This is a genomic window from Jeotgalibacillus sp. S-D1, assembly GCF_004358665.1.
Taxonomy (GTDB): Bacteria; Bacillota; Bacilli; order Bacillales; family Jeotgalibacillaceae; genus Jeotgalibacillus.
On record NZ_SMZR01000010.1, the window covers coordinates 41,989 to 59,294 of the forward strand.

The window sequence follows — 17,306 nt, forward strand, 5'->3', positions numbered from 1 at the left end:
AAAATAAATGAATATTTCGTAAATTGATACCATTTTATTATACGAAACTTGAGAATAAAAATATACGTTTTTTGGAAAACCACCAGTAAAAAAGATATGGAAGAAAAGTGAAACATTCTATAAATCCAACCGTAGTATAGTATATGATATACATAGTTAGTAGCCTTAGAATGGAGAGAGATAAATGGATCGAAGAGAACCGAAAAAACGCATTTCAGAAAGAGCGTTAACGGTATGGAAGCTGTATGGCTGGATCAATGCTGCGATTCTCAGTCTCATCGCCATTGCCGTTATTACACTGAGCATTATTTTTAACTGGTCATTTTGGTTTATTGCAGGAGCGGTGGTTATTCCGATCATTAATATTGTATTGTTCGTGTATGTGTTCCCGACATTAAAATGGAGAAGATGGCGCTATGAAGTTCGTGAAGAAGAAATCGAACTGCAGCACGGCATCTTTATTGTCAAACGGACGCTGGTGCCAATGGTTCGGGTTCAGCATGTGGATACGGAGCAGGGACCTATTTTACGCAAATACAGATTAGCAACAATTTCCATATCAACTGCAGCAACTGTTCACCAAATTCCAGCGCTCGACATTGATGAAGCTGATTCCTTGAGGGACTCCATATCAGCTCTGGCAAGGGTGGCGGAAGATGATGTCTGAGGAAAAAAGACTTCACCCTATTTCAACGATTATTAATTTTGTCAAGCAATTGAAAGATGCCATTATCCCTTTAGTTATTATCCTGTTTTTAAACAGGGGCGGACAGGAATCCTTTTTGGATTATCTGCCGCTGATCGGAATCGGCTTTTATTTAATTATTATTTTATTTTTAGGCGTCTTAAAATGGTGGCGTTTTACGTATCGGTTAGAAGAGGGCGAGCTTCGCATTGAATACGGCCTGTTTGTAAAAAAGAAGCGCTATATTCCTTTTGAGCGGATTCAAAGCCTCAATTACTCAGAAGGCATCCTGCACCGCCCGCTTAAATTGGTGAAAATCAAAGTGGAAACGGCAGGGAGCTCTTCAACTGCTGAATCAGAAGCTGAATTAACTGCGATTACAAAAGAACAGGCAAATGAATTAAACAGCATCATTTCAAAGGCAAAAAAACGGATAAAAGAAAAGAATCTGGAAGCTGCAGAAGATGGTATGGAATCCCTGGAAGATTCAATGGAAGAAACGGATCTTGTCGAAGAAAAAGTACTCTATAAAATGAGTGCAAAAGATTTAATTGTTATGGCGACAACCTCTGGCGGCGCTGGTGTTGTCATTTCAGGGATTTTAATTTTCCTGTCTCAATTCAGTGAAATGATTCCATATGAAACGGTCATGAATGAATTTACTGAAGTGATTGAAAGCGGCCTTCTTGTTGTCGGAATCATTCTGTTTGCGGTGCTTCTTTTTGCATGGCTGGTAGCTGTGGTACTGACATTTCTCCGGTATGCGGACTTTACCGTTAAGCTGGCAGATAAAGATATTATCATTACCAGAGGGCTGCTTGAGAAAAAGCAAACAACCATCCCGATAAACCGTATTCAGGGCATTCGTTTAAACCAAAATATCCTGCGGGAACCATTAAAGTTTGCCTCCGTAACAATCGAAAGCGCTGGAGGATCGGTATTGGAACAGGATTCAAACACCATTCGCCTATTGCCGATGATCAAGGCCAGTGAAACAACACCCATTTTAAATCAGATTTTACCAGAGTACGAGTGGAAGACGGATTTTAAAAGAGCACCAAAACGATCTATTTTCCGCTACATGTTCTGGAATTTGCTGACGGTCACGATCGCTGTAGTTCCACTTTCTTATTTTCTTTATCCGCTGGGATTATGGTCTCTGCTTCTTTATCCTTTCGTTTTGGGACTTTCATGGATGCAGTACCGCTCAGCAGGCTACCGGCTGAGCGATGATCAGTTGACCGTGCAATTCCGTGTGTTTGATAAACAGACTGTGTTTATGAAGAGAAAGAGAATTCAATCGCTTGAACTGCGTGAAACATGGTTCCAGAAAAGAGGCAGAGTGGCGACCTTATCTGCGACCATAAAATCCTATGTGTCAGGCAGTGAGAATTCCGTCCGGCATCTTGAAGTGGAAGATGTTGAAAAAGTGATGGAATGGTACCGCCCGGAAAGCCAGCAGGGGATTGAAAAAGAACAACCTGCAGAATAAAAAAAGAAGCTTTTGCCTATTGCAGGCAAAAGCTTCTTTTACTTCTGATTTGATTTATTAAAGATAAACAGCCCGATCAGCATGCCGGCAGCCAAACCTGCAATATGGGCTGTCACATTTACATTTGCTGAAAAGAATGTCATGATCACACTGATGACGAGCAGCGGCAGGATCACCTGTCTCAGCTCCATTGGTGCGCGTTCTTTAAAAATAAGTAAAATAGCCGCATAGAGGCCAAATAAACCGAAGATTGCCCCGCTGGCACCAACTGACATGTAGATAGGCGGCTGAATAAGCCAGGTTACCAGATTGGCGATAATTCCGGTCAACAGGTAAACAACAATAAACTGCACATGACCGAGCATCCGCTCAAGCGCCGGTGCAAAAAGTACAAGTGAAAAGGTGTTAAATAACACATGCCATAAATCAGCATGAGCAAAGATCGGCGAAACCAATCTCCACCACTCTCCTGCAGAAATTAGGAAGTTTACCCCGAGCATCGTGCTCATAACCGTATCGCCCAGCTGGCCGGGGAGGGAAGTTAGGATAAAAACAACAGCATGAATCAGCACAAGAGCTGAAACAACTGGATACAGCTTTAAAAATTGTGATAAGCTTTCTGTACGTACAAACAATGAAGTGATTCCTCCTTCTAAGAACTTACATCATTGGTGCTATCATACTATAAATCAGATCAAAAGGGTGATACGATGATCGCTGGCATTGGCCTGGACTTAATTGAACTTGACCGGATCGAATCCTTACTGGATCGCCATCCCAAATTAGCAAGACGTATATTAACATCTTATGAAATGGATTACTACCTATCCGTTACCGGAAAAAGAAAAATTGAGTACCTGGCGGGAAGATTCGCCGCCAAGGAAGCCTATGCGAAAGCACTAGGAACCGGAATAGGGGCTGAGCTTTCTTTTCAGGATATAGAAATTGTAAAGGATGTATTCGGAAAACCTTTTATCAAAACAGATCGTCCCGGCACCGTTCACCTTTCCATCACCCACAGCCGGGATTTCGCTGCAGCACAAGTCATGATTGAACAAAGCGGCTCATAGGATAAAGCGTAGGGACGAGAAATAGGTCCTTGCGCTTTTTTATTATGGGACGAGCGCTAAGAGGAGGACGGGGAGACCGAGGGGGGCGGAGGGGATCGAGCAGATCTAGCATAACGGGAGACCGGTGGGACATGTGAGACCGGTGAGATCGAGGAGACCGGTGGGAACGATAAAATCGAAAAGTTGATCGATATAGTGACAAACATGATCGATAAAAGTGAAAACATGTGCGATATATCGCCATCAAAGCCCCGCCAGACCGATATACGAGGAAAGTAGTTAGATAAGTTGTGAAAGATGATCGATAAACCCGCTGAGATGTGCGATAAACGGAAAAAAATGAACGATATATGGCCAGGTTCCTAGATGTCGGTCACCCGGTTGTAGGTGGTGTGAACCAAGCGCGTCCAGGCCGATAAAACCGAAATGTTAATAGATAAAATAACAAACATGATCGATAAAAGTGAAAACATGTGCGATATATCGCCATCAAAGCCCCGCCAGACCGATATACGAGGGAAGTAGATAGATAAGTTGTAAAAGATGCTCGATAAACCCGCTGAGATGTGCGATAAACGGAAAAAAATGAACGATATATGGCCAGGCTCCTGGATGTCGGTCACCCGGTTGTAGGTGGTGTGAACCAAGCGCGTCCAGGCCGATAAAACCGAAATGTTAATAGATAAAATAACAAACATGATCGATAAAAGTGAAAACATGTGCGATATATCGCCATCAAAGCCCCGCCAGACCGATATACGAGGGAAGTAGATAGATAAGTTGTGAAAGATGATCGATAAACCCGCTGAGATGTGCGATAAACGGAAAAAGATGATCGATATATGGGCCAGGCTTCAGGGTCCAGCCAGGCACCAGGGCCCCACCACAGCCCAGCCAAACTCCACAACAAAGTACATTAAACAGCCGCGATGCCTTCCGAAAATCAATGATCACACGCCACCATCTGCATGTCCCGCTGAAATAGCCGCATCCGCTTTTAGTTTGCATATTTAATATGCTTGTCTCATATGATCATATGGCACCGACTTGAACGGAGCGTTGACTCAACAAAGGGGAGGAAGCCATGAAGAAGCTAGCTTGGTCGTTGTTAATCGGTTGTATGGTCCTTTTATTGTCTGCATGTGGAGAGACGACGAAAGAAGAGGCAACAAATGATTTAAAGGACAAGGTTGAGGATGTTGAAGCGTACAAGGCAACGGCAAAGATGGTATTTGAAACGGGTGAAGAGCCGCAAGAATATGATGTGGAAGTCTGGTATTCAAAACCTAATTTTTACCGTGTTCATTTGAAGCATGCTGAAGAAAAGCAGAGCCAGATGATCATTCGCAATGATGAAGGTGTGTTTGTATTGACGCCTGCATTAAATAAGAGCTTTCGATTCCAAAGTGACTGGCCCGCTAATGGCAGTCAAGCGTACTTAATTGAATCGCTTGTAAAAGATATCTCTGAGGATGACAAAGCGAAGTTTACCGAAAAAGATGGGGAGTATGTGTTTGAGTCAGCAACAAGGTACAAGCATCAGCATATGTTCCCGATGCAGGAGGTCAAGTTTAATAAAAAGACGCTAACTCCTTCAAGTGTGAAAGTGAAAGATGCTGATGGAAATGTGAAGATCAGCCTGACGTTCACAGATGTAAATATGGATGCTTCATTTGAGAAAAGTGATTTTAATTTAGAGAAAAATATGATGAGCGCTCAGCTTGAGGTTCCTGTTTTAGGGGACGGTGCAGAAGGTGAAAACAATTTTGAAGTGTTGTATCCGACAGAAGAGCTGGAAGGAACAACGATGCACGATGAACAAGAGGTGGAAATTGAAGGCGGAAAGCGGGTCATCATGACCTTTAATGGGGAAAAGAATTACACACTTATTCAGGAAAAACTGGAGGCTGCACCGGTCATGCTTACAACAACCGATGCACCTGGTGAAGTCGTGGATCTTGGGTTTGCGGTGGGTTCGATGACAGAGCAATCCGTTGAGTGGAGCTTTAATGGAGTGGATTACATGCTCGCTTCAAATGATTTAACGCAGGAAGAATTGGTGTCAGTCGCTCGATCAGTTCAAGGTACTATGATAAAATAACCACATCTTTGTTTGAGGAGCAGCTTCCAGGGAGTCGCTCCTCAAATGGTTCTGAGGGTGTGGAAAATATGGAGAGTCGTAATGAGTTTCACCGTGATACTTGGGTCGAGGTTGATCTTGACGCGATACAGCATAATATTCAACAGATCGCAGGGCAGATTGGTCTGGATGTTGCGATCATGGCTGTTGTGAAAGCTAATGCTTACGGGCACGGTTATCTTCCAGTTGCACGGACAGCACTTGCAAGCGGCGCTACTCATCTGGCCGTTGCGTTTATCGATGAAGCTTTATTCTTAAGAAAACAAGGCATCACTGCTCCGATAATGGTTCTGGGAGCATCAAGACCTGAAGATGCAGGGATTGCGGCTGCAAATGAAATTCAACTGACCGTTTATTCAAAAGAGTGGGTCGTACAGGCCGTCCCGCATATTCAAAATAAACCGCTCTTGATCCACGTGAAATGCGACACCGGAATGGGGAGAATCGGTTTAAAAACAGCGGACGAATTACGGGAGATTGAACAAGAAGCAGCAAGACATGACACGATTAAAATCGAAGGAATTTATACACATTTTGCAACGGCGGATGAAACCGACACACGGTATGCAGATGAGCAGGCAGAACGCTTTCGGAAGCTGATTGATCACATGAAAGTAAAGCCGCCGCTTATTCACGCCTCCAACAGCGCTGCTGCACTTATGCGGAGAGATTCTTTCTTTTCTATCATCCGGTTTGGAATATCGATGTACGGGCTGTCTCCTTCCAACGAAATAGCAGACAAGCTGCCAGCACGGTTAACACCTGCTCTTTCGTTCCATAGCACGGTCGTTCACGTGAAAAAAGTAGAGCCGGGTGAGAAAATCAGCTACGGATCTACCTATGAGGCAGCTGGCCAGGAATGGATCGGCACCCTTCCAGTTGGGTATGCTGACGGCTGGATACGAAAAATGCAGGGATTTGAAGTGTTAATTGATGGGAAAAGAGTTCCGATTGTTGGGAGAGTTTGCATGGATCAGTGTATGATCCGCATGCCGGAAAACTATCCGGTTGGGACCAAAGTGACGCTGATTGGAAGACAGAACGGCGATGCGATTTTGATTGATGAGGTGGCAGATCATCTGGAAACCATTAATTATGAAGTTGCTTGTGCAATTGCAGCCAGAGTACCTCGTATTTACAGCAAAAAAAACAAGTCTGTTTTTGTATTAAACAGTCTTAATTAGTCAATACTTTGGGGTAATTGTCAGATATTTTCTAAATGGTGCTTTCCACTTCTCTTTTTTAATGGTAAGATGAAAATGGACTTGATGATGATCGAACATTAATATAGTGAAATGACAATTGAATTAGGTATGCAATGATGGTGGAGGTGTAGTTTGTGTCGGAATCCAGCGCAACGTCCCAAATTTTGGTTCGATTACCAAAACAGCTTTTAGTGGAATTGGAAGCATTTGCTGAGCAGGAAGATTTAAGCGAAAATGAGTGCATCTATCGTGCAACGAAAATGTTTATGCGAGAACGGCGTAAGAAACAAACTCAAGATGCGATGCGACGAGGGTACATGGAAATGGCAAAAATTAATCTTTCTATGGCATCGGAAGCATTACAGGCCGAGTACGAGGCTGAGCATACCGTGGAACGATTGGTAAGCGGAGGATAACCCTTTGATTGTTAAGCGTGGTGATGTATTTTTTGCTGACCTTTCTCCGGTTGTCGGTTCAGAGCAAGGTGGAGTCCGCCCCGTTCTCATCATCCAAAACGACATTGGAAATCGGTTTAGTCCCACAGTGGTGGTCGCAGCCATTACGGCTCAAATCCAGAAAGCAAAGCTTCCTACCCATGTTGAAATCAATTCAAAACGCAATGGTTTTGAAAGGGATTCAGTTATTTTGCTTGAACAAATCAGGACTTTGGATAAACAGCGATTAACAGACAAAATAACGCATCTTGATGATGAAATGATGGATAAGGTAGATGAGGCTCTACAGATCAGTTTAGGATTAGTTGACCTCTAATGTGGAAACGCTCTTAATGGAGCGTTTTTTTCTTATGGATAGACCCAACAGGATTCCTACTTTATAATAGATAATAGCTATTTGAAATATACTACTTAAGTGAACGAATTAATTAGAGGTGATGATGTGTATAATGAGATTATTTCTCATATAAAAGACCGTAAAACGACACTCATTGAAGAGTGGATTGAGCGGGTGAAAGAAGAAGCGGATGAACGGATGATTACCGTTGTATCCGAACAGGTATTTCAACGGACGAGCTATGAGTTTGTTGATTTGATTTTGCTCAGCTTAAGTGAAAAAGCTGATTACCAGGACAAGCTGCAGCTGTTTTCAGAAAAAGTGGTACGGTTAGGCTGGCCGGTGACATTTGTTGTAGCCGGTCTACGAACGTTTACGCATATTGTGCATGATGACCTGATTGCACAGGGAGTCATCTCAAAGGAACGTGAAGGAGAATATTTGGAATTTCTTGATAAATGGATGGCGCCTATGTCAAATGAGATTATTCATACATATGCATCTACATGGGAAAAGACGGTTTCTCTCCAAAAGATGGCATTACAAGAATTATCGGCTCCGCTTATTCCAGTTGTTGAACATATATCAATTATGCCGCTGGTAGGAACTATTGACACAGAACGGGCAAAGCTTATTATGGAAAACCTCTTAGAGGGCGTAGTGGATCACAGAGCTGAAGTAGTACTGATTGATATTACAGGAGTGCCTGTCGTGGATACGATGGTAGCCCATCATATTATTCAGGCGGCTGAAGCTGTGCGCTTAGTAGGCGCCCGCTGCATGCTGGTTGGCATTCGTCCGGAAATTGCACAGACGATTGTTAACCTCGGAATTGACTTAAATAAATTTGTTACCACAAGCACCCTGAGAAAAGGAATGGAAAAAGCGCTTGAAATGACAAACAGAAAAATTGTTGGATTGGAGGGAGCCCTGTGAGAATCCCGATTTTAAAATTAAATGATTGTCTTCTTGTATCGATTCAATGGGAGCTGGACGATCAGACTGCGCTTCAGTTTCAGGAAGATCTATTAAAGAAAATCCATGAGACGAATGCACGCGGTGTTGTTATCGACATAACATCAATTGATTTTATTGATTCCTTTATTGCAAAGGTGCTTGGTGATGTAATTAACATGTCAAGGCTTATGGGTGCGAAAGTTGTGATCACTGGAATTCAGCCAGCAGTTGCTATAACGTTAGTTGAGCTTGGCATTCGATTAGATGATGTGATGACAGCTTTAGATCTTGAAAAGGGTTTAGAGAAACTTCAACAGGAATTGGGGGATTGACCATATGGAAATCCAATCCTGTGTAACCATCTTAAATGAATGGGATATTGTGGCTGCTCGCCAGCTTGGTAGAAATGTGGCCAAAGAACTGGGGTTTGGAACTGTCGACCAGGCACGAATCACAACTGCCATAAGTGAATTGGCACGTAACATCTACTTATATGCCGGACAGGGGCAGCTTTGTATAGATCGATTAAATGAGCAGGGAAAGACCGGACTTCGCATTATCGCTGTGGACGAAGGACCTGGAATTCCTGATATCAGAAAAGTAATGGAAGATGGTTTTTCAACATCAGGAGGTCTAGGAGCTGGTCTTCCGGGCGTTAGAAGACTAATGGATGATTTTGACATCGACTCCAATCCTGGGGAAGGAACTGACATCCGCGCGACAAAGTGGCTCCGATAGGAGGGTAAAAAATGGATTTTAGTAAGACGATGGAAGAGAAGTATATCGACATACTTAAGCAGTTCATGGAATCACAATCTGAACAATCATTATATGCAGGCCAGCAATTCAGCAGACTGGCACTGGAACAAAAAATTCCTCCGGAGGAAATTGTTAATTTGCAGAAAAGCGCTATGCAAAAACTGATGCCGGATCTGCCTGATGAGGTTTGGCATTCCTATGACATTCTGCTTGAAGTAATGACGGCATACGGCTTTGCCTTCAGAGAATATCAGAGTCTGATCGATACTCAAAAAGAGTTTAAAAATGAAATGGAGATTGCATCCAGTGTGCAGGAAACGCTGCTTGGGACCTCTGTTCCTACTGTTGACGGTCTGGAGATCGGCGCGATTAGTGTGCCTGCCAAACAGATGAACGGTGATTATTTTCATTTCGTTCACGATGGGGACCACTCTGTCAACGTCGCTATAGCAGACGTGATAGGAAAGGGAATTCCCGCTGCACTGTGCATGAGCATGATCAAATATGCAATGGACAGCCTTCCTGAATACAGAAAAGATCCTAGTGCGGTTTTGGGAAGCCTGAACCGTGTAGTGGAGCAAAATGTCGATGATTCCATGTTCATCACGATGTTTTATGGTATGTATGAACTGAAGAAACATATATTGCACTTTGCCTCCGCCGGGCATGAGCCTGGATTTTTTTATTCAGAACGGCTTGGAGAATTTTTAGATTTAGAAGCAAGAGGCCTGCTATTGGGTGTGGATAAAGGTGCTTCCTATAAACGCTATGAGCAGCAGGTGGAGATTGGGGATATGATCATCCTGATGTCCGACGGTGTAACGGAATGCCGTACAGATGAAGGGTTTATTGAGCGGGAAACGCTCATTTCATTTATTAATAATTATATTACCCTGCCGCCTCAGGAAATCGTTAATAAAATTTTCCGTGATCTTGAAAAACTTCAGCATTTTCAGCTCAGGGATGATTTTACATTAATTATAATGAAGCGCACAAAATAAAAAACGTTTTAAAAGTAATGGATGAGGGTAGGTTACAAGTACATTCCGTTTAGATATAGAAGAGGTGGAAAAAATGAATATTAATATAAATATCACTAAACAAACAGAAGATACAGTGCATGTAGCGATTGCTGGGGAAATTGATGCATTCACAGCACCAAAATTAAGAGAAGAACTTGGTTCGTTTTCCCAAAAAGAAAACCTGAATCTTGTAGCGAATCTATCAGAAGTAAATTATATGGACAGCACAGGGATTGGTGTATTTGTCGGATTATTTAAAGGACTAAAAGCAAACGGAGGACATCTGAAATTAGTTGGATTGTCTGACCGTTTAAAACGTCTGTTTGATATTACCGGTCTTGCAGAGATTATGGATATCAATCCGGAAGTTAAAGGTGGGGTGGAGTAATGCAATCATTTGATTATATCGAGATGAAGATTCCCGCCAAGGCCCAATACGTAGGTGTAATGAGATTGACCATTTCAGGAATTGCAAGTCGCATGGGATTTTCCTATGATGATATAGAAGATTTGAAAATTGCGTCCAGCGAAGCCATTACAAATGCAGTTCAGCATGCATATAGGGAAGATGACAACGGGGAAGTTGTCGTAGGCTTTGCACTTTATCGCGATAAATTAGAAGTGATCGTTGCCGACCATGGAAGCAGTTTTGATTTTATGAAAATAAAAGAAGAAGTAGGTCCTTATGATGAAAGTTCATCCGTAGACATGCTGCGTGAAGGCGGCCTCGGTTTGTATTTAATCGAAAGTCTAATGGACGAAGTGAAAATTCATCATAAAGAAGGTGTAACAGTCTTTATGACTAAGTATATTGAGGAAGAGCAGGTGGAGAGGGATGCGAAAACTGTCTCAACCTAATCAACCTAGCAAAGACGAAGTCTTAAAATGGATAAAGGCATATCAGGAAAATGAAGATGCCTCAGCACAGCATAATCTTGTGGTGCATTATCGCAATTTAGTTGAATCCATTGCCAGAAAGTATTCTAAAGGCAAGTCCTATCATGAAGATATTGCGCAGGTTGGGATGATTGGTCTTCTAGGAGCGATCCGCCGTTACGATGATACTTTTGGAAAAAGCTTCGAAGCCTTTGCTATTCCAACGATTATTGGTGAGATCAAACGCTTTTTACGTGATAAAACGTGGAGCGTTCATGTGCCAAGACGAATCAAAGAGCTTGGTCCAAAAATTAAAAAGACTGTAGAAGAACTAACGACAGATCTGCAGCGTTCACCAAAAGTAAATGAAATAGCTGATTATCTGGATGTTTCAGAAGAAGAAATACTGGAAGCGATGGAAATGGGCAAAAGCTATCAGGCGCTGTCTGTTGATCACTCGATCGAAGCCGATTCCGACGGCAGCACAGTAACCCTGCTTGATATCGTTGGCAGTATGGACAATAACTATGAAAAAACAGATCAGCGGTTAGTGCTTGAAAAAGTGCTGCACGTGCTGACAGACAGAGAGAAACAAATCATTCAGTTCACCTATCTTGAGAACTTGAGTCAAAAAGATGCCGGTGACCAGCTTGGCATCTCTCAAATGCATGTATCCCGCTTGCAGCGACGCGCGATAAAAAAATTGCGTGATGCCATTCAACAAGAAAATGAGAACGAGGGCTTTTCTTAATGGATGTGCTCCACCAGGAAAATATCAGAGCTGTTGCTGGTCAATATGCTAAAAATGGACAGGGTGATTGTGGAGACAGCTATTACATGATCGCCACCGAAGACTATTATTTATGCATATTAGCAGATGGCTTAGGGAGTGGAGAGTTTGCTCATGAGTCATCCGCAGCAGCCTGCGATGTAGTTTCTATACATCATGATGAAGACATTGAATCACTTATGGAGCGCTGCAACCGCTCGCTGTTAAAAAAAAGGGGCGCAGCGGTGGCCATTGTGAAGATAATGTTTGATACAAAAGAGGTTCACTATTGCTGTGTAGGAAATGTTCGTTTTTATTTTTATTCCCATGCTGGGAAACTTACATATCCACTTCCAGTATCAGGATATCTATCCGGCCGGCCGCAGAAGTTTAAAACTCAGCGATTTCCGTTTGAAGACGGATCCTCTTTTCTCATTCATTCAGATGGTCTTGAACTGACACGAGTCCGGCCTTTACTGCAGCCTCAGAATTCACTTGATTATATTTCAGCGCATTTAGAATCGCTTGTCAGCGGCGCGGATGATACAACTTTTGTTATTGGGAGATTACCTTGAGGGTGGTCTCTTTTTTTTATGTGCTCTCCAATCCCCATCGTTCCTTGATGAGGAGGAAGGGGATTTTATGATACAATATGGTCACCTATTAAACTGAAAGGCTGTGGCAAATCTATGTCAAGTGAATTAAATACACAATTACTTGCTCAACTTGCAAAAGAAACAGAGATAAACCAAAAACAAATTGAGCAGGTGATACAGCTTATAAACGAAGGCAATACTGTCCCGTTTATTGCCCGTTACCGAAAAGAAATGACCGGTGCACTAGATGAGGTTCAGATAAAAGAGATTGATGACCGATGGAAATACATTATGAACCTGGAAGAGCGAAAACAGGAAGTGGTAAGGCTGATTGATGAGCAGGGGAAATTAACAGATGAGCTTTCTGCAGCCATTGCAAAAGCAACCAAACTTCAGGTGCTGGAGGATCTCTATCGTCCCTACAAACAAAAAAGAAGAACACGTGCAACAACTGCGAAGGAAAAAGGCCTAGAGCCGTTTGCCCAGTGGCTGCGCTCATTTCCACGGAACGGATCGACAGAAGAGGAAGCGCAGAAATATGTGTCAGAAGAAAAGGGAGTCGCTTCTGTTGAAGAGGCTGTTGCAGGCGCACAGGATATTATCGCAGAGCAGATTGCAGACGATGCAGGCTTTCGGGAATACATACGAAAAGAAACATTTAAGCATGCCAAGATCCGTTCTCAGGTAAAAGATGCGAAGAAGGACGAAAAAGGCATCTTTGAAATGTATTATGATTATGAAGAACCAGTCAGCCGTATTGTTCCTCACCGAGTGCTTGCGTTAAACCGCGGGGAAAAGGAAGATGTGCTGCGAGTGTCAATCCAGCCTGATGGCGACCGTCTGGTCAGGGAGTTAACGAGAAGAATCATTAAATATCCAAACGCGTTTACAGCTAAAATTGTTGAAGAAGCAATTGAAGACGGATATAAACGACTTATTCAGCCATCCATTGAAAGAGAAATTCGAAATGAACTGGGGGAGAAGGGTGAAAACCAGGCAATTCACATCTTTTCCGAAAATCTTCGAAACCTGCTTCTTCAATCGCCATTAAAAGGCAAGCGGGTGCTGGGGGTTGACCCGGCATACCGGACCGGCTGCAAACTGGCGGTTGTTGATGAAACCGGAAAAATGCTGAAGGTGGATGTGATTTACCCCCACACAACCAAAGACCCGTCAAAAGCAGCTCAAATATTTAAAAAGATTTTATCCGACTATTCCATTGAACTCGTAGCGATTGGGAACGGAACAGCTTCCAGAGAAACAGAGCTGTTTGTAGCGGAGCAATTGCGTGATGCGAAGCAGGATATTTATTATTTAATCGTAAATGAAGCTGGCGCCAGTGTTTATTCGGCATCGGATATTGCCCGTGAGGAATTTCCGGATCTTCAGGTAGAAGAAAGAAGTGCGGTATCCATTGCCAGACGACTTCAGGACCCTCTTTCAGAGCTTGTGAAAATTGATCCGAAATCAGTTGGAGTTGGGCAATACCAGCATGATGTCTCTCAGAAAAAATTAAATGAGTCCTTAACGTTTGTAGTAGAAACAGCAGTAAACCAGGTTGGGGTAAATGTTAATACGGCCTCTCCGGCACTGCTTCAATATGTAGCCGGACTTTCTAAAACCGTAGCATTAAATGTTGTAAAGAAAAGGGACGAAGAAGGAAAATTTGTGGACCGTACCCAGCTGAAAAAGATTCCTAGATTAGGCGCTAAAACTTATGAGCAGTGTATCGGATTCCTGCGGATTTCAGATGGCAAAAACCCGCTTGACCGCACAGCCATTCATCCCGAGCAGTATAGTTATGTGAAGGAAATGCTGAAAATTACCGGTTCTTCGCCATCTGATATCGGCAGCGAAGGGTTAAAGGAAAAGATTATCGAGAAGACACCCGAGCAGTGGGCTGATGAAATTGGCATTGGCATTCACACAATGAAGGATATTATCGAAGCGCTTATCCGCCCGGGAAGAGATCCGCGTGACGAGTTAAGCAAACCGCTCCTTAAACAGGATGTTTTAAAAATGGAGGATCTTGAAAAAGGAATGGAGCTTCAGGGTACCGTTCGCAACGTGGTCGATTTTGGTGCATTCGTCGACATCGGCGTAAAGCAGGATGGTCTCGTTCATATTTCAAAGCTTAAAAAAGGATTTGTGAAACATCCGCTTGATGTGGTTGCATTAGGAGATGTAGTTACAGTGTGGGTGGAGCAGGTAGATTCCAAGAAGGGGAGAATAGCCCTGACAATGCTTCCGCCGGCTCAGCAGGAAAGTAATTAAATGCGAGGAGACATCACATGTTTTATACGATTATAACAGCAGCAACCGTCTTAGCTACACTGGGAATAACATTTAATTACATTGCGCATTTAGGAACGATTGTAAAGATCGGCAAAGATGGGGAGCAGGAAGGAATGACGGTTCAGGCAGCCATGACACGGTTTTTCTTTGCAACTGCGATTATTGAACTGGTCCCTCTGGCGCTTATTATCATTACGTACGTGTCAGTTGAACGGCCTGATACCGGCTTGCCAACGATTCCGCTTGTTATTATATTTGCCGCAATGATTTTTGGCATAACACAGGTGGCCATGCGGATGAAACAGGACGTGCCGCCGGAATTAAAAAATCAAGTTCGGTCATTTTCACTGCTGGCGATGCAGCTGATCACATCCATCCCAATTATCGCGATCATCTTTATCTTTATTTAGTTTTGGCTGGTGTTTGAAGTGTCACAGTGTCAGCTAAAGGTGACAGTATCTAAAAAACACCCGCAATGTAAGGAGTAGTGAAGGTGGATCAACAGGCTATACAAAACCTTGTGGAAAACACTTCTTTAGAATTCTTCAATAAGCCTTTTCGCCATAAAGCCTTTTTTAATACCAGGCTGAGAACAACAGGCGGCAGATATATGCTGGCATCTCATAATATTGAACTGAATATTCATTACCTGCACGAACATGGCCGCGATGAACTGATCGGCATCATTAAGCATGAATTATGTCATTACCATCTCCACATAGAAGGCAAAGGGTTTAAGCACCGCGACCGTGACTTCAGAGAGCTGATCAAAGAAGTATCAGCTCCGCGGTTTTGCACACCTCTGCCTTCCCAGGAGGTCAAAAAGCGTCCTGTACGTAAAAGGCACGTCTATCAGTGCAGTATATGTGAACAGCGTTTTGTGCGAAAGGTAAGGATGAATCTAACAAAGTATGTATGCGGCAAATGCAAAGGACCACTAAGGTATCTTGGCGAGGCAAAATAAGAGAGTGTGCAGAGGATTAATCCTCTGCACATTTTTTATTAGATAAGAGGTTAATAAAAGGGAAGAAGGGGTAACATAAAGAGACCTGGAGCAAGCGAAGGGAAGGATTTTGATTGCAGTTTTTTTGACATGGTCACGTATGTATGGTGGGTTTATGGCATTCCCTTAAAAACAATTTTGTAGTTTATTTTGTTTTTTTGTGAAAAACTGTTGACTTTAATGCGGAGTGTTTGTTAAGATATAAAACGTCGACAAGATGTTAAACAACATTTCGACATAATACATACATATAAATGACTGAAACGATTTTAATTTATATTCTATTTAATTCGTCGTTCCACAGTAGCTCAGTGGTAGAGCAATCGGCTGTTAACCGATCGGTCGTAGGTTCGAGTCCTACCTGTGGAGCCATTTTTATGGGGAAGTACTCAAGTGGCTGAAGAGGCGCCCCTGCTAAGGGTGTAGGTCGCGTAAGCGGCGCGAGGGTTCAAATCCCTCCTTCTCCGCCAGTCTACATACGGCCCGTTGGTCAAGCGGTTAAGACACCGCCCTTTCACGGCGGTAACACGGGTTCGAATCCCGTACGGGTCACCACTTATCTTACTAAAGCAAATGTTTTAAGCTGTGAGGATTATAATAAGCAGGAAGTTCGATTTCATATACTGATGAACACCCGGATGCACACGGTGCTTGGGAAAGTGAAGAAGTAATTGTTGACGAAAAGATCCAGGCTGATTGAAACCGAGCACAACATGGTCCCGTGGTGTAGCGGTTAACATGCCTGCCTGTCACGCAGGAGATCGCCGGTTCGATCCCGGTCGGGACCGCCATACTACTTCTTAGTTATTGGGCTATAGCCAAGCGGTAAGGCAACGGATTTTGATTCCGTCATTCCCAGGTTCGATCCCTGGTAGCCCAGCCATAACATTTACGAGTACGAGCCATTAGCTCAGTTGGTAGAGCATCTGACTTTTAATCAGAGGGTCGTAGGTTCGAATCCTACATGGCTCACCATTTATATTTTGCGGGTGTGGCGGAATTGGCAGACGCGCTAGACTTAGGATCTAGTGCCGCAAGGCGTGGGGGTTCAAGTCCCTCCACCCGCATTTAAAATGTTTTTTGAAAAAAAGCTTGACCGTCTAAAAGTATATTGATATAATATAACTTGTCGCTTAGCAAAGCGGTCGTGGCGGAATGGCAGACGCGCTAGGTTGAGGGCCTAGTGGGAGAAATCCCGTGGAGGTTCGACTCCTCTCGACCGCACCAAAAAAACATATGCGCCCGTAGCTCAATTGGATAGAGCGTCTGACTACGGATCAGGAGGTTAGGGATTCGACTTCTCTCGGGCGCGCCATATTTTTCAACTTGTTCCAACCGGGGAGTAGCTCAGCTTGGTAGAGCACTTGGTTTGGGACCAAGGGGTCGCAGGTTCGAATCCTGTCTTCCCGATCATTCTATTGCTAGTTTAATATGCGGGTGTAGTTTAGTGGTAAAACCTCAGCCTTCCAAGCTGATGTCGTGAGTTCGATTCTCATCACCCGCTCCAATTTAACCAAACTTGAACCTTGAAAACTAAACAACCAAAAACGTCAACGTTAATACAAGTTTTAAATGAAACAAATGAGCTTTATCAAACACTTTACGGAGAGTTTGATCCTGGCTCAGGACGAACGCTGGCGGCGTG

At 43.3% G+C, this 17,306-nt stretch carries 19 protein-coding genes and 11 tRNA genes; 29 read left to right on the top strand and 1 reads right to left on the bottom strand.

Annotated elements, in window-relative coordinates:
* Positions 1 to 184 precede the first annotated feature (184 nt).
* Both E2R51_RS18315 and E2R51_RS18320 read left to right on the top strand, forming a co-directional pair.
* Entirely contained in the window at positions 185 to 667 is a 483-nt protein-coding gene (locus E2R51_RS18315) for a PH domain-containing protein (RefSeq protein WP_133378536.1), read from the top strand.
* The gene (locus E2R51_RS18320; protein WP_133378557.1) at positions 660 to 2,177 is read left to right on the top strand and encodes a PH domain-containing protein; all 1,518 of its coding nucleotides are present in this window, start codon (positions 660 to 662) and stop codon (positions 2,175 to 2,177) included. Before E2R51_RS18315 ends, E2R51_RS18320 begins: the two co-directional genes overlap by 8 nt.
* A 38-nt stretch (positions 2,178 to 2,215) precedes the next feature.
* Here E2R51_RS18320 and E2R51_RS18325 read toward each other — a convergent pair whose 3' ends face one another.
* Positions 2,216 to 2,812, bottom strand: coding sequence for a rhomboid family intramembrane serine protease (locus E2R51_RS18325; protein ID WP_133378537.1), 597 nt, complete (start codon positions 2,810 to 2,812; stop codon positions 2,216 to 2,218).
* Positions 2,813 to 2,887: 75 nt separating this feature from the next.
* Between E2R51_RS18325 and acpS the strand changes: the two genes are divergently transcribed.
* The 27 genes from acpS (at position 2,888) to E2R51_RS18460 (ending at position 17,168) form a co-directional block, all read left to right on the top strand.
* Positions 2,888 to 3,247, top strand: coding sequence for a holo-ACP synthase (gene acpS / locus E2R51_RS18330; RefSeq protein WP_133378538.1), 360 nt, complete (start codon positions 2,888 to 2,890; stop codon positions 3,245 to 3,247).
* Between the two features lie 1,084 nt (positions 3,248 to 4,331).
* Positions 4,332 to 5,348, top strand: a complete 1,017-nt coding sequence (locus E2R51_RS18335) for a LolA family protein (protein WP_133378539.1) — start codon at positions 4,332 to 4,334, stop codon at positions 5,346 to 5,348.
* Positions 5,349 to 5,416: 68 nt separating this feature from the next.
* Positions 5,417 to 6,571, top strand: coding sequence for an alanine racemase (alr, locus tag E2R51_RS18340; protein WP_133378540.1), 1,155 nt, complete (start codon positions 5,417 to 5,419; stop codon positions 6,569 to 6,571).
* A gap of 155 nt (positions 6,572 to 6,726) precedes the next feature.
* Complete coding sequence (locus tag E2R51_RS18345; RefSeq protein WP_133378541.1) at positions 6,727 to 7,008, top strand: antitoxin endoai; 282 nt, start codon at positions 6,727 to 6,729, stop codon at positions 7,006 to 7,008.
* Positions 7,009 to 7,012: 4 nt separating this feature from the next.
* Entirely contained in the window at positions 7,013 to 7,363 is a 351-nt protein-coding gene (locus tag E2R51_RS18350) for a type II toxin-antitoxin system PemK/MazF family toxin (RefSeq protein WP_133378542.1), read from the top strand.
* 126 nt (positions 7,364 to 7,489) lie between these two features.
* Positions 7,490 to 8,320 (top strand): STAS domain-containing protein, encoded by an 831-nt coding sequence (locus E2R51_RS18355; RefSeq protein WP_133378543.1) that lies wholly within the window; start codon positions 7,490 to 7,492, stop codon positions 8,318 to 8,320.
* Positions 8,317 to 8,673, top strand: a complete 357-nt coding sequence (locus E2R51_RS18360; RefSeq protein ID WP_133378544.1) for an STAS domain-containing protein — start codon at positions 8,317 to 8,319, stop codon at positions 8,671 to 8,673. The genes E2R51_RS18355 and E2R51_RS18360 overlap by 4 nt, the downstream gene beginning before the upstream one ends.
* Positions 8,674 to 8,677: 4 nt before the next feature.
* The gene (locus tag E2R51_RS18365; RefSeq protein ID WP_133378545.1) at positions 8,678 to 9,079 is read left to right on the top strand and encodes an anti-sigma regulatory factor; all 402 of its coding nucleotides are present in this window, start codon (positions 8,678 to 8,680) and stop codon (positions 9,077 to 9,079) included.
* Positions 9,080 to 9,090: 11 nt separating this feature from the next.
* A complete protein-coding gene (locus tag E2R51_RS18370; RefSeq protein WP_133378546.1) occupies positions 9,091 to 10,101 on the top strand; it encodes a PP2C family protein-serine/threonine phosphatase in 1,011 nt (336 codons plus the stop codon).
* 73 nt (positions 10,102 to 10,174) lie between these two features.
* On the top strand, positions 10,175 to 10,510 hold the full coding sequence (locus tag E2R51_RS18375) for an anti-sigma factor antagonist (RefSeq protein WP_133378547.1): 336 nt from the start codon (positions 10,175 to 10,177) through the stop codon (positions 10,508 to 10,510).
* Positions 10,510 to 10,980, top strand: a complete 471-nt coding sequence (rsbW, locus tag E2R51_RS18380) for an anti-sigma B factor RsbW (protein ID WP_133378548.1) — start codon at positions 10,510 to 10,512, stop codon at positions 10,978 to 10,980. Before E2R51_RS18375 ends, rsbW begins: the two co-directional genes overlap by 1 nt.
* Positions 10,958 to 11,749, top strand: coding sequence for an RNA polymerase sigma factor SigB (gene sigB / locus E2R51_RS18385; RefSeq protein ID WP_133378549.1), 792 nt, complete (start codon positions 10,958 to 10,960; stop codon positions 11,747 to 11,749). Before rsbW ends, sigB begins: the two co-directional genes overlap by 23 nt.
* Entirely contained in the window at positions 11,749 to 12,342 is a 594-nt protein-coding gene (locus tag E2R51_RS18390) for a PP2C family serine/threonine-protein phosphatase (protein WP_133378550.1), read from the top strand. The genes sigB and E2R51_RS18390 overlap by 1 nt, the downstream gene beginning before the upstream one ends.
* A 114-nt stretch (positions 12,343 to 12,456) precedes the next feature.
* The gene (locus E2R51_RS18395) at positions 12,457 to 14,637 is read left to right on the top strand and encodes a Tex family protein (RefSeq protein ID WP_133378551.1); all 2,181 of its coding nucleotides are present in this window, start codon (positions 12,457 to 12,459) and stop codon (positions 14,635 to 14,637) included.
* Positions 14,638 to 14,654: 17 nt separating this feature from the next.
* Positions 14,655 to 15,068 carry a hypothetical protein gene (locus E2R51_RS18400; protein WP_133378552.1) on the top strand — a complete coding sequence of 138 codons (414 nt, stop codon included), beginning with the start codon at positions 14,655 to 14,657 and terminating at the stop codon, positions 15,066 to 15,068.
* Positions 15,069 to 15,151: 83 nt separating this feature from the next.
* Complete coding sequence (locus tag E2R51_RS18405; protein ID WP_133378553.1) at positions 15,152 to 15,622, top strand: SprT family protein; 471 nt, start codon at positions 15,152 to 15,154, stop codon at positions 15,620 to 15,622.
* A gap of 336 nt (positions 15,623 to 15,958) precedes the next feature.
* Positions 15,959 to 16,033, top strand: a tRNA-Asn gene (locus E2R51_RS18410).
* A gap of 7 nt (positions 16,034 to 16,040) precedes the next feature.
* Positions 16,041 to 16,131 (top strand) — tRNA-Ser (locus E2R51_RS18415).
* A gap of 10 nt (positions 16,132 to 16,141) precedes the next feature.
* A tRNA-Glu gene (locus tag E2R51_RS18420) sits at positions 16,142 to 16,216 on the top strand.
* A 160-nt stretch (positions 16,217 to 16,376) separates the two neighbouring features.
* A tRNA-Asp gene (locus E2R51_RS18425) sits at positions 16,377 to 16,452 on the top strand.
* 17 nt (positions 16,453 to 16,469) lie between these two features.
* Positions 16,470 to 16,544 (top strand) — tRNA-Gln (locus tag E2R51_RS18430).
* Between the two features lie 16 nt (positions 16,545 to 16,560).
* Positions 16,561 to 16,636: transfer RNA gene (locus tag E2R51_RS18435), tRNA-Lys, on the top strand.
* Positions 16,637 to 16,646: 10 nt separating this feature from the next.
* Positions 16,647 to 16,728 (top strand) — tRNA-Leu (locus tag E2R51_RS18440).
* A gap of 74 nt (positions 16,729 to 16,802) precedes the next feature.
* A tRNA-Leu gene (locus E2R51_RS18445) sits at positions 16,803 to 16,888 on the top strand.
* An 11-nt stretch (positions 16,889 to 16,899) separates the two neighbouring features.
* Positions 16,900 to 16,976, top strand: a tRNA-Arg gene (locus E2R51_RS18450).
* Between the two features lie 21 nt (positions 16,977 to 16,997).
* Positions 16,998 to 17,071, top strand: a tRNA-Pro gene (locus tag E2R51_RS18455).
* A 23-nt stretch (positions 17,072 to 17,094) separates the two neighbouring features.
* A tRNA-Gly gene (locus E2R51_RS18460) sits at positions 17,095 to 17,168 on the top strand.
* Positions 17,169 to 17,306 lie beyond the last annotated feature (138 nt).